Below are 21,977 nucleotides of genomic sequence, written 5' to 3'. Positions count from 1 at the left end.
CCCAGGCGGGCGACCGCGACGGGGCCACGCGACATGACTGAGGGCATGTGGACGGCACTGGCCACAGGCGTTGCTGACGACGATATCGGAGGGACCGCTCGTCCTACCTGTTGATACGGCGGATTCCGAATCGTGAGACGCCGTGCTCAGGGCCACGCACGAGACAGGACGCAGACCGCGTCAGGACTGCGCCGGACGGTCCGCCTTCGCCTCGCTGCCCACGGTGTGGTTCGGCCGGTCCGAGGCGGCCTGCACCGAAGGATCTTCGGGGTCGTCGGCGCCCGTCTCGTCGGCCCGCGCGTCGACCGGGTCGCCATCTGCCCCGTCGTCGTGGGGGTGCTCACCCTCTCCGGCACCGGTCGGCTGGTCCGGCGACACGGGGACCGGGGGCTGCTCCATCCGGGCGAACCGCCGCCACAGGTAGACGCCGAGAAGGAAGACGAGGATCGAGACCCACGTGTTGACGCGCTGACCGAGGATGAGGTTGGCCGAGTCGGTGCGCATGTTCTCGATGACGATGCGCCCGATCGGGTAGCCCATGACGTAGGCGGCGAAGACCTGGCCGGCCTGGAGCCGGCGATGACGGCCGAGCCAGATGAGGAAGGCCGCGAGCAGCAGGCACCAGATGGCCTCGTAGAGGAACGTGGGGTGGAAGTAGCCCTTGACGACGGGGTTGCCCTGGGCGTCGACGACGGCCCGCCCGACCGAGGTGTCCCACTCGTAGATGCGCAGCCTCCATGGCAGGTCGGTCGGTGCGCCGTAGATCTCGTTGTTGAACCAGTTGCCGAAGCGGCCCATGGCCTGAGCGATCGCGAGGCCGGGAGCGGCGGCGTCGACGAAGTCGCGGAAGGCGACGCCGTTCTTGCGGCAGCCGATCCACGCGCCGACGGCGCCCAGCGCCACGGCGCCCCAGATGCCGAGCCCGCCCTCGTAGATGGCGAACGCCTTCCACGGGTCGCCGTTCTCACCGAAGTACGGCTGCGGCGTCGTGATGAGGTGGTAGATGCGTCCGCCGACGATGCCGAACGGCACCGCCCACGCGGAGATGTCGATGGCGACGCCCTTGCGGTGCCCGCGGGCCTCCAGACGCTTCTGCGTCAGCCAGACCGCGACGACGATGCCGGCGAGGATGCACATGGCGTACCCGCGGATCGGCAGCGGGCCGAGGTGCCAGACCCCCACGCTCGGCGACGGGATGTCGGCGGGCAGGACGGCGCCCAGCGCGGCCGGGACCCCGGCGAGGAGGCTCATGACCGGCCCCGGCGGACCCCGTCGGCGAGCTCGCGGGCCAGCGAGCCGAGCGCCTCGAGCCCCTGCTCGTCGGAGTCGGCCTCGGTGAGGCAGCGCACGAGGGCCGAGCCGACGATGACTCCGTCGGCGTAGCGGCCCACCTGTGCGGCCTGGTCACCGGTCGAGACGCCGAGCCCGACGCAGACGGGCAGGTCGGTGTGCTCCCGAGTGCGTGAGACGAGGGCGTCGGCGGCCTCGCCGACGCTGGCGCGGGCACCGGTGACGCCCATGACTGCGGTCGCGTAGACGAAGCCGCGGCACTGGGAGGTCACGGCCTCGAGGCGCTCGGGCGTCGAGCTCGGTGCGACGAGGAAGACCTTGTCGAGGCCGTGGGCGTCGGCAGCAGCGATCCAGTCGCCCGCCTCGTCCGGGATGAGGTCAGGAGTGATGAGCCCGGCTCCCCCGGCAGCCGCGAGGTCGGCGGCGAAGCGCTCGACGCCGTAGCGCAGGACGGGGTTCCAGTACGTCATGACGAGCGCACCCGCGCCGGCGGCCGAGACCTCGCGGGCTGCGGTGAAGATGTCGGTGAGGTGCACGCCGGCCGCGAGGGCCCGCACGGCGGCGTCCTGGATGACGGGGCCGTCCATGACCGGGTCGCTGTAGGGCACCCCGATCTCGATGATGTCGACGCCGGACTCGACGAGGACCTTCATCGCGGCGATCGACCCCTCGACCGACGGGAAGCCGACGGGGAGGTAGCCGATGAGTGCGGCGCGGTCGTCGGCGCGGCACTTCTCGATGATCGTGGCGACGCTCACTGCTGCACTCCCATGCCCTTGGCGCCGTCGTCGTCCGGCAGGCGCGGCGAGCCGTCGTCGCCGATGAGGCCGAACCACTCGGCAGCCGTGTGGACGTCCTTGTCGCCGCGCCCCGAGAGGTTGACGAGCAGGACGGCGTCGGGCCCCAGCTCGCGGCCGACCTTCATCGCGCCGGCGAGCGCGTGCGCGCTCTCGATGGCGGGCAGGATGCCCTCGGTGCGCGAGAGCAGCGAGAAGGCCTCCATGGCCTCGACGTCGCTGATCGGGCGGTACTCCGCCCGACCCGACTCGAGCAGGTGGGCGTGCTCAGGTCCGACGCTGGGGTAGTCGAGACCCGCCGAGACGCTGTGCGACTCGACGGTCTGGCCGTCCTCGTCCTGCATGACGTAGGTGAAGGCGCCGTGGAGCACGCCCGGGATGCCGGCCGAGAAGCGCGCCGCGTGCTTGCCGGACTCGACGCCCTCGCCGCCCGCCTCGAACCCGATGAGCCGAACCGATCGGTCGTCGATGAAGCGATGGAAGATCCCCATCGCGTTGGAGCCGCCGCCGACGCAGGCGAGGACGGCGTCGGGCAGCCGACCGACGAGGTCGAGCACCTGCTGGCGCGCCTCGACACCGATGACGCGGTGGAAGTCGCGGACCATCTCGGGGAAGGGGTGCGGCCCGGTGACGGTGCCGAGGACGTAGTGCGTGGTGTCGACGTTGGCGACCCAGTCGCGGAACGCCTCGTTGACGGCGTCCTTGAGCGTCTTGCTCCCGTTGTCGACCGCGACGACCTCGGCGCCGAGCAGGCGCATCCGCGCGACGTTGAGCGCCTGGCGCTCGGTGTCCTTGCGACCCATGTAGACGACGCACTCGAGTCCGAGCAGGGCGGCCGCCGTGGCCGTCGCGACGCCGTGCTGGCCGGCGCCGGTCTCGGCGATGACGCGCGTCTTGCCCATCCGCTTGGTCAGCAGGGCCTGGCCGAGCACGTTGTTGATCTTGTGCGAGCCGGTGTGGTTGAGGTCCTCGCGCTTGAGGATGACGCGGGCCCCGCCACAGTGCTCGGCGAAACGCGGCACCTCGGTGATGATGCTGGGGCGCCCCGTGTAGGTGCGCTGGAGACGCTCGAGCTCGCCGACGAACTCCGGGTCGACGACGGCCTTGCGCCAGACCTCCTCGAGCTGCTCGAGGGCGGGGATGAGCGCCTCGGGGACGTAGCGGCCGCCGAAACCGCCGAAGCGGCCGTATGCCGGCACGTTGGATGTCGTGGTCATGCTCACTCTCCTGCCGCGCCGGGTCGGGCCGAGGCCCGGACCGCGGTCGCGGCGTCGATGAAGCCGCGGATCGCGGCCTCGGGGGCGCCGTCCTTGACGAGGGCCTCGCCGACGAGCACGGCTCCGGCTCCGGCGCGGACGTAGGCGGCGACGTCGGCCGGCCCGCTGACCCCGGACTCGGCCACGCCGACGACGCCCTCGGGGACGCGCGGCAGCAGGTCGGTCACGGTGCGGGGGTCGACCTCGAGGGTCTTGAGGTTGCGGGCGTTGACCCCGACGAGGACGGGGTCGAGTGCGAGGGCCCGGTCGAGCTCGGAGGCGTCGTGGACCTCGACGAGCGCGGTCATGCCGAGCTCGCGGGCCTGGTCGTGCAGGTCACGCATGAGGTCGTCACCGAGAGCCGCGACAATGAGCAGGATGAGGTCGGCGCCGTGGGCGCGGGCCTCGGTCACCTGGTAGGCGTCGACCATGAAGTCCTTGCGCAGCAAGGGAGTCCGGACCGCCGCGCGCACCGCGTCGAGGTCGGCGAGGCTGCCGGAGAACCGGCGCTCCTCGGTGAGCACGCTGATGGCGCTCGCGCCCCCGGCGGCATACGACCGCGCCAGCAGGCCGGGCTCGGGGATGTCCGCGAGTGCACCCTTGCTCGGGCTCGACCGCTTGACCTCGGCGATGACGGCGACGCCCTCGGCGGAGCGGATGCCGGGCATCGGGTCGAGCGCCGGGGGCACCGACGCGAGCCGCGCCTCCAGGTCGGCGGGCGACAGCGCGGCGCGACGGCGTCCGAGATCCTCGCGGACGCCGCTGATGATCCCGTCGAGAACCGTCGGCACTGCTCTCAGCTCTTGCCGAGGGTCTCGGCGCCCGTCTCGTCGGGGGCGTCGACGACCGAGCCCGCTTGCGCGTGGTGCCCCTTGTTGCCGTAGCCGGCCATGGACATGGTCTTGCCCGCGGCGACACCGGCCACGATGACGACGGCACCGATGATGCCGAGGACGAGGCTGGGGATGACGACCGCGACCGCAGCGATGGCCGTGCCGAGCAGGATGACTCCGACTCCGGTCCAGGCTGCGGTGCTGTGACCGTGGTCCTCGTGCTGCTCTTCCATGGCGTCCTCTCTGGTCCGGTCGGCGCCACTCGCGTGCGGGCCGACGACGTTCATTCTGTCAGGTCTCGTCAGGGGCGTCGCGCAGGGTCGGGTCCCGGCCCTCGGACAGCTCGTCCCACGTCGTGCGGACCTCTCCACGGGGCCCGCTCTCGGGCTTGTCGCCCCGCTCGTAGCGACCCGAGAGGCCGGCCCACGTGGGGCTCGACACGGCTGCCGCGGCGGACCCGAGGACCAGCAGGAGGGCGGCCGCGACGGCCAGCCAGACCCACCCGGTGCTCGCTCCGGTGGCGGCCGGAGCCGTCGTCCGAGCGAGCTCGCGGGCGACCGCGTCGGCGACGGTGTCGACCGGGCGCAGCGCGACGAGGACCGTCATGGCCAGGGCACCGAGGGAGGCCAGCACGATGACGGCCGCGGCGACGGCCCGGATGATGCGGCCACCTGTCATGAGCCCGAGCAGGGCCACGACGCAGACGGCGGTGAGACCGACGACCCCGGGCGCTGCGGTGCCGCCGGTCACGTCGGTGACCGCCTGGCTGAGGACGTCCTTGGACTCGCCACTCGCCCACGGGCGCGTCGTGAGGCCGAGCAGCAGGGCCGCGGGGACGAGGACGACGAGGGCTGCACGCTTCTTGTCGAGGGCACCGGGGTGGGTCCAGGAGGTCATGGGCGGTGGTCTCCCAGCGGTCGCAGGCCCGCGGCGGCGGCCACGGCGCGCAGGGCGGCGGCGGCCTTGTTGACCGTCTCCTCGTACTCGAGGTGCGGCACCGAGTCCGCGACGATGCCCGCACCGGCCTGGACGTGCGCGCGACCGTCCTTGATGAGCGCGGTGCGGATCGCGATGGCCATGTCGAGGTCGCCGGCGAAGTCGAGGTAGCCGACGACGCCGCCGTAGAGACCGCGCCGCAGCCCCTCGTAGGCGTCGATGAGGGCCATGGCGCGCGGCTTCGGTGCCCCGCTCAGCGTGCCCGCGGGGAAGGTGGCGACGAGCGCGTCGTAGGCGTTCTGGTCCTCGCGCAGGTCCCCGACGACGGTCGACTCGATGTGCATGATGTGGCTGTAGCGCCGGATCGACATGAAGTCGACGGTGTCGACGGTGCCGGCGCGGCAGATGCGCTGGAGGTCGTTACGCGCGAGGTCGACGAGCATGAGGTGCTCCGCCCGCTCCTTCGCGTCGCCGAGCAGCTCCTCGGCGAGGTGCGCGTCGTGGTCGGGACTCTTGCCCCGCGGGCGCGACCCGGCGATGGGGTGGGTGATCGCCTGGCGTCCCGTCACCTTGATGAGCGCCTCGGGGCTCGAGCCGACGATGTCGTACGCCGTGCCGTCGGGGTGCGGGATCCTCAAGAGGTACATGTACGGGCTGGGGTTGCTGACCCGCAGCGCGCGATAGACGTCGAGGGCGTCGGCCCGACAGGGCACGGTGAAGCGCTGGGAGACGACGATCTGGAAGGCCTCGCCGGCCCGGATCGCCTCCTTGGCCTCCTCGACCATCTCCTCGTACTCGGCCTGCGTGTGGCTGCTCGTCGGGTTGATCGGGGTGGGCTCGATGGTGGCCACCGTGCTCGGAGCGGGGGCCGCCAGCTCGTCGGCCATCCGGTCGAGGCGGCTCACGGCATCGGCCCAGGCATCCTCGATGCGCTCGTCGGTCGCGTCGTGGTTGACGGCGTTGGCGACGAGCAGCAGGGAGCCGTCGCTGTGGTCGAAGACCGCGAGGTCGGTGGCGAGCATCATCGCGACCTCGGGCAGGTCGAGCTCGTCGCGCCCGCCGTCGGGGACCTTCTCCCAGCGGCGGACGGCGTCGTAGGTGATGGCTCCGACGAGTCCCCCGGTCAGGGGCGGCAGACCCGGCGTCCGAGGCGTCGCGAGGGCGGCGACGGTGTCGCGGACCGCCACGGTCGGGTCACCGTCGGTGGGCAGCCCGACGGGCGGCTCGCCGATCCAGTGGACCCGTCCGTCCTTCTCGGTCAACGTCGCCGCGCTGCGCGCCCCGACGATCGAGTAGCGCGACCAGACGCCGCCGTGCTCGGCGGACTCGAGCAGGAAGGTGCCCGGGGCGTCCTTGGCGAGCTTGCGGTAGACGCCGACCGGCGTCTCCGCGTCGGCGAGCACCCGGCGGACGACCGGGATGACACGACGGTGCTCGAGGGCCAGCTCGGTGAAGACCTCGAGGCTCGGCCACGTGCGTCCCCACGCGAGGTCGGCGTGTGGCGCGGGCGCAGCGGCGAGCGAGGTGTTCGAGTCGGGCACCGAGCCATTCTGGCTCACCCGGTCGTATGCCGCGTCCCCGCCTCACCCGTCGAACCCGCACCTCCGCTCACTCGAGTGGGACGGAGCGCTCACTCGACGTGCGGGTCAGGCGGCGGGGGTGGGGTCGGGCTCGCCGACGGTGGCGGGCAGCTGGCGCGCGTCGAAGCACGTGCGGTCACCGGTGTGGCAGGCCGCGCCCTCCTGGTCGACGGTGACGAGGAGGGCGTCACCGTCGCAGTCGAGGCGGACACCCTTGACCCACTGGACGTGGCCGCTCGTGTCGCCCTTGCGCCAGTACTCCTGCCGGCTGCGCGACCAGAAGGTCACCCGGCCCTCCCCGAGCGTGCGACGCAGGGCCTCGTCGTCCATCCAGCCGACCATGAGCACGTCGCCCGTGTCGTGCTGCTGCACCACGGCGGCGACGAGGCCGTGCTCGTCGCGCTTGAGCAGCGCGGCGATCTGCGGGTCGAGGATGGTGGGGTCGGGCATCGGGTCGAGGGCGTCGGTCACCCGCCCATTGTGCCGGGCCGGTCCACCCCGCCGACGGTCCGGTCCACCCTGCCGCTGGCTCGGCCGCGGTCAGACGGCCTGCTGCTGCGCGACCCACGACTCGTGGAGCTTCGAGTACACGCCACCGAGCCGGACGAGCTCCGTGTGGTGGCCACGTTCGACGATGCGGCCGGCGTCGACGACGATCACCTCGTCGGCCGCCTGCGCCGTCGAGAGCCGGTGCGCGATCGCGATGGAGGTGCGGCCGCGGGTCAGCGAGTCGAGGGCACGCTGGATCCGCACCTCGGTGCTCGGGTCGACGGCCGAGGTCGCCTCGTCGAGGACGAGCAGGTCGGGGTCGGCGAGGTAGGCACGGGCCAGCGCCACGAGCTGGCGCTCGCCCGCCGAGAGCGACTCCCCGCGCTGACCGACGGCGGTCGCCAGACCGAGCGGCAGGGTCGCGACCCACGGGTCGAGGCCGAGCTCGGTGAGGGTGAGTCGCACGTCCTGCTCGCTCGCCTCGGGCCGTCCGAAACGGAGGTTGTCGAGCAGGGTGCCGTCGAAGAGGAACCCCTCCTGCGGGACGAGCACGACCCGGGACCGCAGGGACGAGAAGCGGATCGTGCGCAGGTCGACACCGTCGAGCAGGACGTGGCCGCTGCTCGAGTCCATGAGCCGGGTGAGCAGCTTGGCGAGGGTCGACTTGCCCGAGCCGGTCTCGCCGACGATCGCGACGCGGCTGCGCGGCGCGATGGTGAGGTCGATGTCATGGAGCACGGGCGCGCCACCGGGGTAGGCGAACCCGACCTCGTTGAACTGCACCGTGATCGGCCCGCGTGGGAGCGTGACGCCCGCGTCGCCGGGGTCGGAGACGTCGGCCGGCGTGTCGATGATGCCGATGACCCGGCGCCAGCCGGCGACGGCGTTCTGCATCTCGTTGAGGATCTCGGTGGCCTGCTGCACCGGCTGGGTGAAGAGGTTGACGAGGAAGAGGAAGGCGAGCAGCTCGCCCAGGGTCAGGCTGCCGCCGGCCGCGAGGACGGTGCCGACGACGAGGACGACCGCGGTGGTGAGCCCGGAGACGAGCTGACCGGAGGTGAACGCCACGACCGAGCGGGCCTGGGCGCCGATCGCGGCCTTGCGGTGCGCTTCGACCGCGGCGTCGATGCGCTCGGCCGTGCGGTCCTCGACGCCGTAGGCGCGGATGGCCTGAGCCCCGACGACGGCCTCGGAGATCGCGCCGAGCATGTCGCCGACGCGCTCACGGACCTTGGTGTAGGCGCGCCCGACGATGCCCTGGAACTTGCGGATGATGACGAAGAGCGGCACGAAGCAGAGCCACACGACGAGGGCGAGCAGGGGGCTGTAGACGACCATGAGGACCGTCGCCAGCGAGATCTGCGCGAGGTTGATGAGGAGCATGAGCCCGCCGAACTGCACGAACATCGAGATCGTGTCGACGTCGGAGGTCACGCGCGAGACGAGCGACCCACGCCGCTCGGTGTTCTGGGTGAGCATCGCGAGGTCGTGGATGTGGCGGAACGCCCTGAGGCGCAACGTCGCCAGACCGTTCTCGGACGAGCGGAAGAGGCGGATGTTGACGAAGTAGGCGGACACGGCCGTCACGGCGACACCGACGAGGGCGATGCCGATGTAGACGGCCACGACCTGCGTGTCCGGACCACCCTCGGCGAGGAGGCCGTTGTCGGTGATGCGCTGGACGACGAACGGCACGAGCACCCGGCCGAGGGTCGAGAGCACGGCGAGGAGCACCGTGACCCAGATGCCCTTGCGCAGCTCGGGCGAGAGCTCGACCCCGCGACGCAGCGTCTGCCACGTCGTCATCTCCTTGCCCGTCGCGACACCGTGGTGCTCGACGAGGACCTGGGACCGCATGCTCATCGGGAGACCTCCTCGGCCGCGTCGGCGCCACGCCCGTGCTCGTCGTGCTCCTCTGCGGCCGCGATGGCCTCGCGCTCCGCGGCCTCGCGGGCGTATGCCGTCACGAGCCGTTCGTAGCCGAGGCACCGGCCCAGCAGCGCGTCGTGGGAGCCGTGGTCGACGACGCGACCGCCCTCCATGTAGACGACCTCGTCGGCGAGCAGGATCGTGGCCATGCGGTAGGCGACGACGAGGACCGTCGTGCCCGAGCTCGCCTCGCGCAGCCGGGCGAGGATGGCCTGCTCGACGCTGGGGTCGACGGCCGACGTGGCGTCGTCGAGGATGAGCAGCTGCGGCTCACGGATCACGGCACGGGCCAGGGCGATGCGCTGGCGCTGCCCACCGGAGAGGCTCGCGCCGCGTTCGCCGACGTGGGTCTCGAGGCCGTCAGGCAGCCGCCCGACGAAGCCGGCGCCCTGGGCGACGTCCAGCGCACGCCAGACGCTCTCGTCGTCGCGCTCGGCCCCGAGGGTGATGTTGCCGCGCACGGTGTCGTCGAACATGAACGTCTGCTGCGCGACGAGCGCGGCGACGTCGCTGACGCCTCCGCGGCGCACCTCGCGCAGGTCGACGTCGTCGACGAGGACGGCTCCCGAGTCGGGGTCGACGAGGCGCATAACGAGGTTGGTCAGCGTCGACTTGCCGCTGCCGGTGGGACCGACGATGGCCACCGTCGCGCCGGGCGCGACGTCGAGCGTGACGTCCACGACAGCGGGGTTGAGGTCGGGCTCGCCCGTCTCGGACTCGATCTCGTAGGCGTACGCGAGGCGCTCGGCCTGCAGGTGGCTGGCGGCACCGGAGGGCAGCGAACGGTCGCCGAAGGTCATGCTGCCCGTCGCGTCCAGGACGGCCGAGACGCGCTTCCAGCCGACGACGGCGCGGGGCAGCTCGGCCAGGACCCAGCCGAGAGCGCGGACGGGGAAGGCGAGGATCGAGAAGAGGTAGGCGACCTGCACGACCTGGCCTGCCGTGAGCTGGCCGCTGCTGACCCGCAGGGTGCCGACGAAGAGCACCGCCAGCGTGCCGATCGTCGGGATGGCCTCGATCGCGGGGTCGAAGCGGCCGCGCGTGCGGCCGACCTCGATGTTGGCGTCGCGCAGCTCGTGGGTGACGACGCGGAAGCGCTCGGCCTCGTGGTCCTCTCGCCCCAGAGACTTGACGACGAGGGCGGCCTCGAAGCTCTCGTGGGCGACCTCGGAGACGTCGGCGCGCAGCTGCTGGGCGCGGGTGACGCGCGGCGACATGGCCCGCTGGAAGGCGACGTTGGCCAGGAAGAGCATGGGGAAGACCGTGAGCCCCACGAGCGCGAGCCACGGGTCGACGATGACCATCTGGACGATGCCGAAGACGAGCATGACGACCACGCCGAGAGCCATCGGCAGCGGCGCGAAGATGTTCCACGTCGCCTCGACGTCGGCGTTGGCGTTGGAGAGCAGCTGGCCGGACGGGTGCCGGTGGTGCCAGCTGAGGGGCAGCCGGAGGTACTGGCGCGTGACCTGTCGGCGGTACATCGCGCCGAGGTTGAACATGGCGACGCCGCCCGCGATGCGGCGACCGATGACGCCGACGATCGTCGTGAGCACGACCGCCGCCATGACGCCGCCGATGAACCACAGCTGGGACGCGGTGACGTGCCCGGCCGCGATGGCGGGCGCGACGGCGCGCTCCACGACGAAGCCGATGGCCGCGGCCGTGAGGCTCGTCATGACGCCGTAGACGACGCTGCCGACCACGGCCAGGGCGAACCAGCGGGGCTGGCCCTTGATGCCCCGAGCGATGACAGCGCGACCCTCCCGAAGGGTCGAGGTGGGCGGGACGTTCACGGTGTGCGGCTCCCCTGGTGACGTGCTCTGTGGTCGACCCCTCAGCCTCTCACGCGTCACCGACGGCTCTGACATCCGGCCGTCTGGCCCAGAGCCACTCCGCTCCCGCGTCCCCCGGCGCTTCCGGCTCGTCGGCCCGCTCGAACCCGAGACGCGCCAGGACCCGGTGGCTGGCGACGTTGCCGGGCTCCGTGTGGGCGGTCACGGACAGCCCGGCCGCCTCTAGCGAGCGCACCATCCCCGACAGGACGTCGGTCATCAGACCCCCTCCCCGCGCCTGCGCGACGAGCCCGTAGCCGACCTCGACGACGCCGTCCTCGGGAGGCCCGAAGCAGCCGATCGAGCCGACGGCCAGCCCGTCTGACCTCCTGACGATGTGGCGGGGGGACCACGCGTCGGGGCCGGACGTCAGCATCCCGACGGCGTCGAGGTCGTCCTCGCGCGGGTAGCCCTCGGCCCACCCCTCTCGCGTCTCCCCCGCCCGCATCGCCGTGGCCTCCTCGGACGTGATGGGCACGAGGCGGGCCTCACGGGTCTCGATGGGCGCCGGACCGATCGGCTGGGCCGGCGCGCCGGTCCGGACCCAGTGCCGCAGGACCCCGTCCCGCTCGTCCTCGAGGACGCCGCCGCACGACCTGATGGTCCGCGCGGACGCGGTGTTCGCCGCGTCGCACGTCACGAGGACCGGGTCGATGCCGCGGGACGCGGCGAGCTCCAGCCCGAGACCCAGCGCCGTGCGGGCGATCCCCTGGCGCCGGAACGCCGGCGAGACGGCATACCCGATGTGTCCGCCCTCGACGAGGAGGGACGGGGTGAGCGCGTGTCGCACGGCGATCGTGCCGACGACGCGACCGTCACGGACCACCCACCGGTTCGACGACGCCACGCGGCCCTCAGGCAGGGCCGCGTCCGACCGCTCCATCCGGCCGAGCCAGTCGACCCACTCCTCGAAGGTGTCCCGGTCACGCAGCACCTCGCGGTCGGCCGCGCGGTAGCTCGAGCCGTGGATGGTCTCACCGGCGAAGTCGTCGACCATCTCCCACCACGAGTCGGAGAGGTCCACGGTGGGGCGCACGAGCTCGATCACCGTCCGACCCTAGGGACCCTGCGCCCGCACGTGCCACCGGATTGGGGCGGCGCCGCGCCCCTGAGAGGATGGACCCATGACGCGACACGCCCAGTCCGAACGCCTCCAGCTCTGCGACGAGCTCGACCGGCTCGGCCCCGACGAGCCGACGTTGTGCGAGGGGTGGGACACGCGTGACCTGGCGGCCCACCTGCTGGTCCGCGAGCACCGGCCCGACCTGACCGCCGGACGCTTCGTGCCGTTCCTCGCGGGTCACCTCGAGAAGGAGCAGGCCAAGATCGCGCACGGCGACTACGCGGCGCTGGTCGACCGCGTCCGCCGAGGTGCCCCGGTGTGGAACCCGATGGCGCACCCGAAGGTCGACGAGGTGACCAACCTCATCGAGTTCTTCGTCCACCACGAGGACGCGCGCCGCGCCCAGCCCGGGTGGGAGCCGCGCGAGCTGTCGCCCCAGCTGTCGGGCAAGCTCTGGACGGCGCTCAAGCGCTCGGCACGCCTGATGTTCCGGAAGGCGCCCACGGGGATCGTGCTCATCGCCGAGGGTCAGGGCCGCCACGCCGCCAGGCTGCCCGACGAGCACGGCACCGTCGTGCTCCGCGGGACGGCCGCCGAGCTCGTGCTCTACGCCTACGGTCGCAAGAGCGTGGCGCGCGTCGAGTTCGAGGGCGACGCCGACGACATCGCGGCCCTCCAGCAGACCGACCTCGGCATCAGCTGATCCTCTGGACCGGCCGGCGCGCTCAACGGACCGTCACACCGGCTGCGCGCAGGGCGTCCTTGACGTCGCCGACGGTGAGCTCGCGGAAGTGGAAGACGCTCGCCGCGAGCACGGCGTCCGCGCCGGCGGCGACCGCGGGCGCGAAGTGCTCGACCCGTCCGGCGCCCCCGCTCGCGATGACGGGCACCGACACGGCCGCCCGCACGCGCCGGATCAGCTCGAGGTCGAAACCGTCCTTCGTGCCGTCGGCGTCCATCGAGTTGAGCAGGATCTCGCCCGCCCCGAGCTCCGCGGCCCGCGCGCACCACTCGACGGCGTCGAGGTCGACCGGGGTGCGCCCTCCGTGCGTCGTCATGACGAAGTCGTCGGTGGGCCGTCGGTCGTCACCGACGCGCCGACGGACGTCGGCCGACAGGACGAGCACCTGTGCGCCGAACCGGGCCGCGATCTCGGAGATCAGCTCGGGTCGGGCGAGGGCGGCGGTGTTGACCCCCACCTTGTCGGCGCCGGCGCGCAGCAGCCGGTCGACGTCGTCGACGGTGCGCACGCCGCCACCGACGGTGAGCGGGATGAAGACCTGCTCGGCCGTCCGGCGCACGACGTCGTAGGTGGTCTCCCGGTCACCGCTGCTGGCCGTGACATCGAGGAAGGTCAGCTCGTCGACACCCTGGTCGTCGTAGACCTTCGCGAGCTCTACGGGGTCGCCGGCGTCACGGAGGTTCTCGAAGTTGACGCCCTTGACGACGCGCCCCGCGTCGACGTCGAGACAGGCGATGACTCTCGTGGCGACCGGCATGTGACAAATCTAGGGCAGCCCGGGTGACGGTCACGGGTCGGTAGGGTCGCGCCCATGTGGGACGAGGTGACGCGGCCGCCGCGCGACGAGCACGTCTCCTCCGTCGTGTCCCTCGCGCTCGCGGCGGAGCCGCGCTGCGGGGACGTCGTGGTCATCGCCCTCGACGGGCCGAGCGGCGCCGGCAAGACGACGCTGGCCCGCGGGATCGAGCTCGCGCTGGCGCCGACGGGTCCCGTGGCCGTCGTGCACATGGACCACCTCTACCCGGGCTGGGACGGGCTGGCCCAGGCACCCGGGCTGCTCGCGGCGCAGGTGCTGGAGCCGCTGGCGCGCGGCGAGCGGCCGACCTACCGGCTGTGGAGCTGGGTCCGCGAGCGGTGGTCGGGCACGCGCGACGTGCCACCGTGCCGCTTCCTCGTCGTCGAGGGGTGCGGCTCCAGCGTGGAGCCCGCGGGATCGTATGCCGCCGTGTCCGTCTTCGTGGACGCCGACACGGCGTTGCGGATGCGCCGCGGGATCGACCGCGACGGCGAGGCCTACCGGCCACAGTGGCAGCGCTGGGCCGACCAGGAGTCGGCGCTCTTCAGCGCCGACGCGACGAGGGAGCGCGCCGACCTCGTGCTCGACACATCTAGTCTCTGATGGTGCTTCGACGAGACCGACCGCTCCGCCCCCTTCCGCCCGTCTGGGTCATGGCGCTCGCGCTCGTCGCCGTCGCCGCGAACCTCCGGATCGCGATCACGAGTGTCCCTCCGCTGCTCGACGCGATCTCCGCCGACCTCGGCCTCAGCCACGCCGCGGCCGGGGCGCTCACGACCCTTCCGGTTCTCTGCATGGGGCTCTTCGCACCCATCGCGAGCCGGATCGCCCACCACACCGGGGCGGCCGCCGCGGTCCTCGGCGCGGTCATCAGCATCCTCGTGGGCACGGCCAGCCGGTTCGCCGGCGACCACGTCGTCGTGCTCTACGCGGGAACCTTCCTCTGCGGCGTGGGGATCGCCGTCGCCGGCACCCTGCTGCCGAGACTCGTCAAGACCTTCTTCCCGCCCGAGCGCACCGGTCTCATCACGGGTCTCTACATGCTCGCGATGATGGGTGGGGCGGCGCTCAGCTCCGCGCTCGCCGTGCCGCTCGCCGATCGCCTCGGGAGCTGGCAGGGCTCGCTCGGGTCGTGGTCGGTCGTCGCCCTCGTCGGCGCCCTCGCCTGGGCCCCGTTCACCGTCCGGGCCAACCCGCACCACACGCCCGACGAGGAGGGTCCCGGCCGGCTGCCGTGGCGACACCCGACGGCCTGGCTCGTCGCCGGGTACCTCACGCTGCAGTCGTGGTGCTTCTACTCGGCCGTCACGTGGCTCGCCCCCACGTACGTCGAGCACGGGTGGTCACGAGAGTCCGCCGGCTACCTCGCGGCGGTCTTCAGCGGAGCCCAGATCGTCTCCGGCCTGCTCGGGCCCGTCGTCAGCGACCGCACCCGGGACATGCGCCGTCTCCTGTGGCCGGCCGCCGTGCTCGGGACCATCGGCGCCCTCGGCATCTGGCGGTTGCCCCTCACGGCGCCCTGGGTGTGGGCGGTCGTCACCGGGCTCGGCCAGGGCGCCGCCTTCTCCCTCGCGCTCGTGCTTCTCGTCCGCTACGCCCGTACCCCCGAGGCGAGCGGGCGGCTGACCGGCATGGCCTTCCTCATCTCCTACGGCCTCGCCTCGATCGGACCCCTGGCGATGGGGCTCGTGCGCGACGTGACCGGAAGCCTGTCGCTCGTGTGGGGCATCCTCGCCGCGATCGGGGTCGTCCAGCTCTTCGTCGTCCAGCGCCTGCGGCCCGACCTGCGCCGCGTGGAGTGAGCGCCGCCTGAGGGTCGGGTGACGCCGCGACCGGGCCTTTGGTACGCCGCCCGACCCCACATCTGGGGCCCGTGGTGCGCTTGGGACGAGGCAATTGGGGCGAAACGGCGTACAAGGGGTGATTTGCCCGTGCAGAATGCTCGCCGGACGTGCTGACTGCAAGGAGACGGACGAATGCTGCCCCGCCCCACCCCGCTGCCCGAGCGAGACCGCGTCGTCGACCGCAGGAGCACCGCGCGCCTGCTCTCCGGCCTCGTCGTGACGACCCTCCTCGTTGGAGTGCCGGGCCTCGCGGCCGCGCCGACGGCGTCCGCGGCCTCCGTCTCCGCCGTCTCGGCGGCACCGTCCGTCGCCGCTGTCACCGGCACCGCCCCCACGGCGGTCAGCCTCTCCGTCGTGGCCGGCCCGACCCGAGGAGGCACGACGGTCGAGCTGTCGGGCACCGGCGTGGGCGCCACGACGACGGCCTGGTTCGGCTCGACGGTCGTCACCCGCATCACGAAGGTCTCGAGCACCCGTGTCCGGGTCGTCACCCCGGCCCACCCCGCCGGCGTGGTCAGCGTCCGCGTCACCACCCCGGCCGGCACGTCGCCCATCTCGTCACGCGCCAGCTTCGCCTTCGACGCCGTCCCGACCGTGTCCACCCTGTCGTCCCGCACCGCCACGACGCGGGGCGGCAGCACCGTGACGCTGACCGGCACCGGCCTCAACCGCACGAGCGTCGTGCTCTTCGGCGCCACCCCCGCGACGGGCCTCACCCGCCTGTCGGCGACGCAGGTCCGCGTCACGGTGCCCGCGCACGCGGCAGGCCCCGTCGACGTCCGAGCCACGACCCCGGGCGGCACCTCCCCCGTGTCCTCCGCCACGCGCTTGACCTACACCGCTCCCCCCGTCATCACCCCGCCGGCGGTGACGGGCCTCTCCGTCGCCGCCGGTCCAGTGCGCGGGGGCACGGTCGTGACCCTGACGGGCACCCGGTTCACCGGTGCGACCGCCGTGACCTTCGGCGCGACGACGGCGCGCTTCACGGTGGTGTCCGCGACCCAGATCCGCGCCACCTCGCCGGGCCGCCCGGCCGGCCTCGTCAACGTGCGGGTCCGGACCGCCGCCGGCATCTCGACCGGCTACTCCGCGAACAGCTTCGCCTACGAAGCGGTTCCGACCCTGACTGGCATCTCTCCCGCCACGGGCCCCACGGCTGGTGGCGTCACCGTGACCCTGACGGGGACCGGTCTCAGCCGTGCCACGAGCGTCGCCTTCGGCTCGTCGGCCACCACGAAGGTCGTGCCGGTCTCGGCGACCACGCTCCGCGTCACGAGCCCGGCGCGTCCCGTGGGGACCGTCGACGTACGCGTGACCACGCCGGGCGGCACCTCGGGCGTGACCGCACGTGCCCGTTACGGCTACCAGGCACCACCGGCCGTCACGTCGCTGTCGACCACGGCCGGGCCGGTCCGCGGTGGCACCGTCGTCACGCTCACCGGGACCCGGTTCACGGGCGCGACCCGGGTCGACTTCGGCGGCACGGCAGCCCGCTTCAGCCTCCTCTCGGCCACGAGCATCCGGGCCACGACACCCGCCCACGCGGCTGGGGTCGTCGCCGTCACCGTGACGACCCCCTACGGCACGTCGCCCCAGCACACGTCGAGCACGTTCGCGTTCGAGGCGGTCCCGGCCATCACCTCCCTGTCGCCCCAGACCGGCCCCCCGGCCGGTGGCACCGTCGTGACGCTGACCGGCACCGGTCTGAGCCGGGCGACCGCCGTCCGCTTCGGCTCGGTCGCGGCGACCACCGTCGTCCGCGTCTCGGCGACGACGCTCCGCGCCACGACGCCGCGCCATGCCTCCGGACCCGTCGACGTCCAGGTCACCACGCCGGGTGGCACCTCGGCGACCGGGGTCGGCGCCCGCTTCGCCTACGGCTCACCCCCGGTCGTCGGCGCGCTGTCCGCCACGGCGGGCCCGCTCCGCGGCGGCACCGTCGTGACGATCACCGGCGCCCACCTGTCCGACGCCACCTCGGTGCGCTTCGGCGCCGTCGCAGCGACCGGCCTCGTGCGGGTCTCGGACACCAGCCTGCGGGTCACCGCCCCAGCGCAGGCCGAGGGGACGGTGTCCGTACGCGTCACCAATCCCAACGGAACGAGCCCGGAGTCCGCGGGCGGCCGGTTCACCTACGTCGGCGTGCCCGCGGTGTCCGCCCTGTCGATCCCGGCGGGGCCGCTGCGCGGCGGCGTCGTCGTCACCGTCACGGGCACCCGCCTCGGCCTCGCGACGGGCGTGGACTTCGGCGGCGTGGCCGGCACCGGGATCGTCCGGGTGTCCGACACGACGCTGCGGATCACGGTGCCTGCGCAGGCCGTCGGCACCGTCGACGTCCGCGTCACCACCCCCGGCGGCGTGTCGCCGACCGCCACCGCAGCCCGGTTCACCTACCAGGCCGTGCCGACCGTCTCCGCGGTCTCCCCCACCCTGGCACCCACGAAGGGCGGCGGCACCGTCGTCCTCACCGGGACGGCATACGACCGCGTCTCGTCCGTGACGTTCGGCGGCGTCGCCGCGACCGCGGTGACGCGCCTCTCGGCGACCCAGCTGCGCGTCACCCTGCCGGTCCACGCCGAGGGCGACGTGGACGTGCGCGTCACGACTCCCGGTGGCACCTCGCCCGTCGTGCCCGCGGGCCGCTTCAGCTTCCAGGACCCGCCCGTCGTCGCCTCGGTCTCGCCGGCCTCCGGTCCGCTCGCAGGCGGCACGGTCGTCACCCTGCGCGGCACGTCGTTCACCGACGTGCGCAACGTCCTCTTCAACGGGGTCGCGGCGACCTCGTTCACCCGGGTCTCGGCGACCCTGGTGACCGCGGTGGTCCCGGCCCGCATCGCGACCGGGCCGATCCCGATCCGCGTCACGACGCGCGCCGGCACCGTGGTGCGCACCGACGGCTTCACCTACGTCGCCGGCGCGACGCTGCAGCCCGGACAGTGGCTCTCCTCCGGCACGGCGCTGCGGTCGTCGACCGGGGCCTACCTCGCCACGATGCAGGCAGACGGCAACCTCGTCATCACCACCTCGGCAGGTGTCCGACGCTGGACGAGCGCCACGCCGGGCGCCGGCAACCGCCTCTCGGTCCGGGCCGACGGCAACGTCGTCATGGTCAGCGTCGACGGCACCGTCGGGTGGTCGAGCGGGACCAACGGCTGGACCGACGGTCTGCTCACCCTGACCAACGACGGCCTGCTACAGGTCCGGCAGGGCACGACGACGGTGTGGGACCACCGCGGCTACCGCTACGACCGGATGCTGCCCGGGCAGGTGCTGCGCTCCGGTGAGTCGATCCTGTCGACGAGCGAGGCGTGGCAGCTGACGATGCGCACCGACGGCAACCTCGTGCTGAGCTCGGCCGCCGGGGTGCGGCAGTGGGCCACCTTCACGACGGGCACGGGCAGCACCGCCACGATGCAGACCGACGGCAACTTCGTCGTGCGCAACTCGCGCGGCGTGACGGTGTGGTCCACCGGGACGAGCGGGAGCGGCTCGGTGGTGCGCGTGCTCGGCAACGCCAACGTCGCGATCTACCGCTCCACCACCGTCACGTGGGCCATCACCGGCGGGCCGGCCCCCAACGCCTGGAAGTGCTACTCCCGCGCGACGCAGGACTGCATCGAGCGGTTCGGCTACTACGGCCAGCGTGCGTGGAACTACCCCGTCGACCCGTGGGGCAACAACTGCACGAACTTCTCCGCGTACCGCCTCTCGCGTGACGGCGTGAAGAACCCCGGCAACCTCGGCAACGCGACGAACTGGGACACGAACGCCCGGGCCAAGGGCTTCGCCGTCGACCAGAAGCCCCGCGTCGGCGACATCGCCCAGTGGAACTCCAACCACGTCGCGTACGTGGACTGGGTCAGCGCAGACGGCGACACCGTCGCGATCTCCGAGAGCGGTTACGGCGGAACGGTTCTCGGAGCGACCTACACGTCGATGAGCGGTCGGCGCATCCTCGAGCGAGGCAGCTACTCCTGGCCCTCGAACTTCATCCACTTCCGCTGACGGCGAGCCCTCCGGACCCCACGCGGTCCCGGGCCTTGTCGCGTCGCCCGCGGGATGGGAGCCTGCGACGGTGACCCGGACCATCTACGACGCCGTCGGCGGGATGCCTGCGCTCGTCGCCCTCGCCCACGCCTGGCACGAGCGCGTCCTTGACGACCCCGTCGTGTCGCACGCCTTCTCGCACGGCTTCCACCCCGACCACACCGAGCGGCTCGCGGCGTACTGGGCCGAGGCGCTCGGCGGCCCGCCCACCTACTCGGGGTCCGTGGCCAGCGACTCGACGGTCGTGCGGATGCACTCGGGCAACGGCCCGCACCAGGAGATGGACGAGCGGGCGCTCGAGTGCTTCGAGCGGGCCGTCGATGACGCCGGTCTCGCGAGCGACCCGGACGTGCGCGACGCCCTCGTCGCGTACTTCGGCTGGGCGGTGGGCTACATGAGCAGCTACCACGGGTCGGCCGACGAGGTGCCCGACGGCCTGACCGTGCCGCAGTGGTCGTGGGACGGGCTCGTCGACGGCACCGACGCCCGTCCCGCGCAACACACCGAGTAGGTCACAACCCACCGGGATCGGATCGCGGTGGGTTGTGACCTACTCGGTGTGTTGCGTTCTCTGTTGGGAGGGCGTGCCTGCTGGGTCAGGTCAGCCCCAGTAGTCGTCGATCGCCGCGGGCCCCTCCTCGGTCCCGGCCGACGTCCGCCGCTCGGTGACCGTGAGACGTCCCCGGTAGAAGAGCATCGGCCGGCCCGACTCGCCGTCCTCGAGGTCGAGGACGCGCCCGACGACGACGTCGTGGTCGCCCGCGACGTGCACCTGCTCGACCGAGCAGTGCACGCGCATGAGCACGCCGGGAAGGCTCGGGCCACCGTGCGGTGACGGCTCCCAGTCCAGGGAGTCGAACCGGGCGCCGCCGGCCGAGCCGAAGCGCGCGATGAGATCGCGCTGCTCGTGTCCGAGCACGTTGACGGTGAAGCGGCCGTCGTCACGCATGCGCGGCCACGACCGGCCACGGTGGTCGGCGCAGAAGAGCACGAGCGGCGGGTGCAGGGAGACCGACGCGAACGACTGGCAGGCGAACCCGACGGGCTCACCGCCCTCGGCGAACCCGGTCACGATCGTCACCCCCGTGGCGAAATGGCCGAGCGCGTGGCGCATCCGTTCCGGCGTCGGCTCACCCGTCGGCTCACCCGTCATGCCGGGTCCTGTCGCGGTCCGGGCTCACGCGCCTCGCCGAACGCCTGGACGAGTGCCGCGAGACGGGAGGCCTCCCGGCCGGCGAGCGGACCATCGGCCTTCTGGATCGCCATGACGGCGACGGTGTCGCCGTCCTCGAGGTCGAGGGTGACCCAGGGCTCGCCCCCGCCGAACTGGATGCCGACGACCTCGGGCCACTCGAGCGTGCGGGTCAGCACGAGGTTGCGCACGACGAGCCCGGCCGGGCTCGGCACCGCGCGGATCGACGCGTACCGCCAGGCGAGGAAGGCGATGACGACGCCCAGACCGAAGAACATGATGCGGTCGCCGAGGCCCCACCGACCGTCGACCTGCGCCGGCATGACGACGGCGATGATGCCGAAAAGGGCGAGCGAGGACCAGACCGCTCCGAGCGCGACGGCCCGGCCGCGATGGGGGCGGAAGGGCGCCCACGCGGCCGAGTCGGCGCCCGGGTCGTGCTCCGGCCGCGACGAGGGCTGCTGCGTCATCGGTTCACGTCCGTCATCCCCGTCGTCGTCACAGCCGGCAGGCGGCGATGTCGGTCACGAGGATCGCCCGCGCGCCCAGGTCGTAGAGCTCGTCCATGAGTCGGTTGCGCCCGTTGCGTGGCACCATGGCACGCACGGCGACCCACGCCTCGTCCTGCATCGGCGAGACCGTCGGCGACTCGAGGCCCGGGGTCAGCCGGCAGGCCCGGTCGACGAGGTCCTTCGGGCAGTCGTAGTCGAGCATGACGTACGTGCGAGCCGTGATGACGCCGGCGATGCGCCGCTGGAGCACCTCGATGGCCTGGTCCTCCCCGGGGCGGTCGCCGCGGATGAGGACGGCCTCGGACCGCAGGATCGGCTCGCCGAACACCTCGAGGCCCTGCTGTCGCAGTGTCGTCCCGGTCTCGACGACGTCGGCGATGCAGTCGGCGACCCCGAGGGTGATGGCCGTCTCGACCGCGCCGTCGAGGCGCACGACCTCCGCCGAGATCCCACGGGCGGCGAGGTCGGAACGCACCAGGCCGGGATACGACGTGGCGACGCGCTTGCCCGCGATGTCGTCGACGGTGGCCACGTGGCCGGGCTTGCCGGCATACCGGAAGGTCGAGGCGCCGAAGCCGAGCGACATGACCTCGACGGCGCTCGAGCCCGAGTCGAGGAGCAGGTCACGACCGGTGACGCCGGCGTCCACCGTGCCGGACCCGACGTAGACCGCGATGTCGCGGGGGCGCAGGTAGAAGAACTCGACGTCGTTCTCGGCGTCGGCGACGACGAGCTCCTTGGCGTCACGGCGTACGCGGTAGCCCGCCTCGCGCAGCAGCTCGACGGTCGCGTCGGAGAGAGAGCCCTTGTTGGGCACGGCGATTCGCAGCATGGAG

The 21,977-nt window shown here is 72.7% G+C and carries 20 protein-coding genes; 5 read left to right on the top strand and 15 right to left on the bottom strand.

The features are described 5' to 3' along the window. Positions 1 to 180 precede the first annotated feature (180 nt). From lgt to NR112_RS15220, 11 genes are all read right to left on the bottom strand, one after another. Positions 181 to 1,251, bottom strand: a complete 1,071-nt coding sequence (lgt, locus tag NR112_RS15270; RefSeq protein WP_256795163.1) for a prolipoprotein diacylglyceryl transferase — start codon at positions 1,249 to 1,251, stop codon at positions 181 to 183. After that, on the bottom strand, positions 1,248 to 2,048 hold the full coding sequence (gene trpA, locus NR112_RS15265; protein WP_256795162.1) for a tryptophan synthase subunit alpha: 801 nt from the start codon (positions 2,046 to 2,048) through the stop codon (positions 1,248 to 1,250). Before trpA ends, lgt begins: the two co-directional genes overlap by 4 nt. Beyond that, complete coding sequence (trpB, locus tag NR112_RS15260; RefSeq protein ID WP_256795161.1) at positions 2,045 to 3,304, bottom strand: tryptophan synthase subunit beta; 1,260 nt, start codon at positions 3,302 to 3,304, stop codon at positions 2,045 to 2,047. The genes trpA and trpB overlap by 4 nt, the downstream gene beginning before the upstream one ends. 2 nt (positions 3,305 to 3,306) lie before the next feature. Continuing rightward, positions 3,307 to 4,134, bottom strand: a complete 828-nt coding sequence (gene trpC, locus NR112_RS15255) for an indole-3-glycerol phosphate synthase TrpC (RefSeq protein ID WP_256795160.1) — start codon at positions 4,132 to 4,134, stop codon at positions 3,307 to 3,309. Positions 4,135 to 4,139: 5 nt separating this feature from the next. After that, positions 4,140 to 4,409, bottom strand: a complete 270-nt coding sequence (locus NR112_RS15250; RefSeq protein WP_256795159.1) for an HGxxPAAW family protein — start codon at positions 4,407 to 4,409, stop codon at positions 4,140 to 4,142. A gap of 58 nt (positions 4,410 to 4,467) precedes the next feature. Next, the gene (locus NR112_RS15245; RefSeq protein WP_256795158.1) at positions 4,468 to 5,073 is read right to left on the bottom strand and encodes a Trp biosynthesis-associated membrane protein; all 606 of its coding nucleotides are present in this window, start codon (positions 5,071 to 5,073) and stop codon (positions 4,468 to 4,470) included. Then, positions 5,070 to 6,653, bottom strand: coding sequence for an anthranilate synthase component I (locus NR112_RS15240; RefSeq protein WP_256795157.1), 1,584 nt, complete (start codon positions 6,651 to 6,653; stop codon positions 5,070 to 5,072). Before NR112_RS15240 ends, NR112_RS15245 begins: the two co-directional genes overlap by 4 nt. A 105-nt stretch (positions 6,654 to 6,758) precedes the next feature. Continuing rightward, on the bottom strand, positions 6,759 to 7,142 hold the full coding sequence (hisI, locus tag NR112_RS15235; protein ID WP_256795291.1) for a phosphoribosyl-AMP cyclohydrolase: 384 nt from the start codon (positions 7,140 to 7,142) through the stop codon (positions 6,759 to 6,761). Positions 7,143 to 7,232: 90 nt separating this feature from the next. Then, positions 7,233 to 9,044, bottom strand: coding sequence for an ABC transporter ATP-binding protein (locus NR112_RS15230; RefSeq protein ID WP_256795156.1), 1,812 nt, complete (start codon positions 9,042 to 9,044; stop codon positions 7,233 to 7,235). Further along, positions 9,041 to 10,906 carry an ABC transporter ATP-binding protein gene (locus NR112_RS15225; protein ID WP_256795155.1) on the bottom strand — a complete coding sequence of 622 codons (1,866 nt, stop codon included), beginning with the start codon at positions 10,904 to 10,906 and terminating at the stop codon, positions 9,041 to 9,043. The genes NR112_RS15230 and NR112_RS15225 overlap by 4 nt, the downstream gene beginning before the upstream one ends. 49 nt (positions 10,907 to 10,955) lie before the next feature. Further along, entirely contained in the window at positions 10,956 to 11,993 is a 1,038-nt protein-coding gene (locus NR112_RS15220; RefSeq protein ID WP_256795154.1) for a GNAT family N-acetyltransferase, read from the bottom strand. Positions 11,994 to 12,069: 76 nt separating this feature from the next. Here NR112_RS15220 and NR112_RS15215 point away from each other — a divergent pair, with 76 nt between their 5' ends. Next, the gene (locus NR112_RS15215; protein ID WP_256795153.1) at positions 12,070 to 12,711 is read left to right on the top strand and encodes a TIGR03085 family metal-binding protein; all 642 of its coding nucleotides are present in this window, start codon (positions 12,070 to 12,072) and stop codon (positions 12,709 to 12,711) included. A 22-nt stretch (positions 12,712 to 12,733) separates the two neighbouring features. Here the strand turns inward: NR112_RS15215 and hisF are convergent, their stop codons facing one another. After that, positions 12,734 to 13,507: an imidazole glycerol phosphate synthase subunit HisF gene (gene hisF / locus NR112_RS15210; RefSeq protein WP_256795152.1), complete on the bottom strand. Its 774-nt coding sequence runs from the start codon at positions 13,505 to 13,507 to the stop codon at positions 12,734 to 12,736. A 54-nt stretch (positions 13,508 to 13,561) separates the two neighbouring features. Between hisF and NR112_RS15205 the strand changes: the two genes are divergently transcribed. The 4 genes from NR112_RS15205 to NR112_RS15190 all read left to right on the top strand — a co-directional run bounded on the left by NR112_RS15205 (position 13,562) and on the right by NR112_RS15190 (position 19,948). Next, complete coding sequence (locus NR112_RS15205; RefSeq protein ID WP_256795151.1) at positions 13,562 to 14,149, top strand: uridine kinase; 588 nt, start codon at positions 13,562 to 13,564, stop codon at positions 14,147 to 14,149. Positions 14,150 to 14,151: 2 nt separating this feature from the next. Further along, entirely contained in the window at positions 14,152 to 15,348 is a 1,197-nt protein-coding gene (locus NR112_RS15200; RefSeq protein WP_256795150.1) for a CynX/NimT family MFS transporter, read from the top strand. A gap of 174 nt (positions 15,349 to 15,522) precedes the next feature. Beyond that, positions 15,523 to 19,395: an IPT/TIG domain-containing protein gene (locus NR112_RS15195; RefSeq protein ID WP_256795149.1), complete on the top strand. Its 3,873-nt coding sequence runs from the start codon at positions 15,523 to 15,525 to the stop codon at positions 19,393 to 19,395. Between the two features lie 70 nt (positions 19,396 to 19,465). Continuing rightward, positions 19,466 to 19,948, top strand: a complete 483-nt coding sequence (locus tag NR112_RS15190; protein WP_256795148.1) for a group II truncated hemoglobin — start codon at positions 19,466 to 19,468, stop codon at positions 19,946 to 19,948. Between the two features lie 90 nt (positions 19,949 to 20,038). Here the strand turns inward: NR112_RS15190 and NR112_RS15185 are convergent, their stop codons facing one another. From NR112_RS15185 to hisG, 3 genes are read right to left on the bottom strand one after another with little or no spacing between them, the layout of a single operon-like run. After that, entirely contained in the window at positions 20,039 to 20,590 is a 552-nt protein-coding gene (locus NR112_RS15185) for a flavin reductase family protein (RefSeq protein ID WP_256795147.1), read from the bottom strand. Next, positions 20,587 to 21,099 (bottom strand): PH domain-containing protein, encoded by a 513-nt coding sequence (locus NR112_RS15180; protein WP_256795146.1) that lies wholly within the window; start codon positions 21,097 to 21,099, stop codon positions 20,587 to 20,589. Before NR112_RS15180 ends, NR112_RS15185 begins: the two co-directional genes overlap by 4 nt. Before the next feature lie 28 nt (positions 21,100 to 21,127). Further along, positions 21,128 to 21,973, bottom strand: a complete 846-nt coding sequence (gene hisG / locus NR112_RS15175) for an ATP phosphoribosyltransferase (protein WP_256795145.1) — start codon at positions 21,971 to 21,973, stop codon at positions 21,128 to 21,130. Between the last annotated feature and the right edge of the window lie 4 nt (positions 21,974 to 21,977).

The organism is Terrabacter sp. Ter38, assembly GCF_024519435.1.
Classification (GTDB): Bacteria; Actinomycetota; Actinomycetes; order Actinomycetales; family Dermatophilaceae; genus Terrabacter.
The sequence above is the reverse complement of the archived record's forward strand: the minus strand, read 5'-3'. Positions and strand labels throughout refer to the sequence as shown.

Coding starts and splice junctions, on each gene's coding strand:
- lgt (WP_256795163.1), bottom strand. CDS start 1,251: ATGAGCCTCCTCGCCGGGGTCCCGGCCGCGCTGGGCGCCGTCCTGCCC.
- trpB (WP_256795161.1), bottom strand. CDS start 3,304: ATGACCACGACATCCAACGTGCCGGCATACGGCCGCTTCGGCGGTTTC.
- NR112_RS15250 (WP_256795159.1), bottom strand. CDS start 4,409: ATGGAAGAGCAGCACGAGGACCACGGTCACAGCACCGCAGCCTGGACC.
- NR112_RS15245 (WP_256795158.1), bottom strand. CDS start 5,073: ATGACCTCCTGGACCCACCCCGGTGCCCTCGACAAGAAGCGTGCAGCC.
- hisI (WP_256795291.1), bottom strand. CDS start 7,142: ATGCCCGACCCCACCATCCTCGACCCGCAGATCGCCGCGCTGCTCAAG.
- NR112_RS15230 (WP_256795156.1), bottom strand. CDS start 9,044: ATGAGCATGCGGTCCCAGGTCCTCGTCGAGCACCACGGTGTCGCGACG.
- NR112_RS15215 (WP_256795153.1), top strand. CDS start 12,070: ATGACGCGACACGCCCAGTCCGAACGCCTCCAGCTCTGCGACGAGCTC.
- hisF (WP_256795152.1), bottom strand. CDS start 13,507: ATGCCGGTCGCCACGAGAGTCATCGCCTGTCTCGACGTCGACGCGGGG.
- NR112_RS15205 (WP_256795151.1), top strand. CDS start 13,562: ATGTGGGACGAGGTGACGCGGCCGCCGCGCGACGAGCACGTCTCCTCC.
- NR112_RS15195 (WP_256795149.1), top strand. CDS start 15,523: ATGCTGCCCCGCCCCACCCCGCTGCCCGAGCGAGACCGCGTCGTCGAC.
- NR112_RS15185 (WP_256795147.1), bottom strand. CDS start 20,590: ATGACGGGTGAGCCGACGGGTGAGCCGACGCCGGAACGGATGCGCCAC.
- NR112_RS15180 (WP_256795146.1), bottom strand. CDS start 21,099: ATGACGCAGCAGCCCTCGTCGCGGCCGGAGCACGACCCGGGCGCCGAC.
- hisG (WP_256795145.1), bottom strand. CDS start 21,973: ATGCTGCGAATCGCCGTGCCCAACAAGGGCTCTCTCTCCGACGCGACC.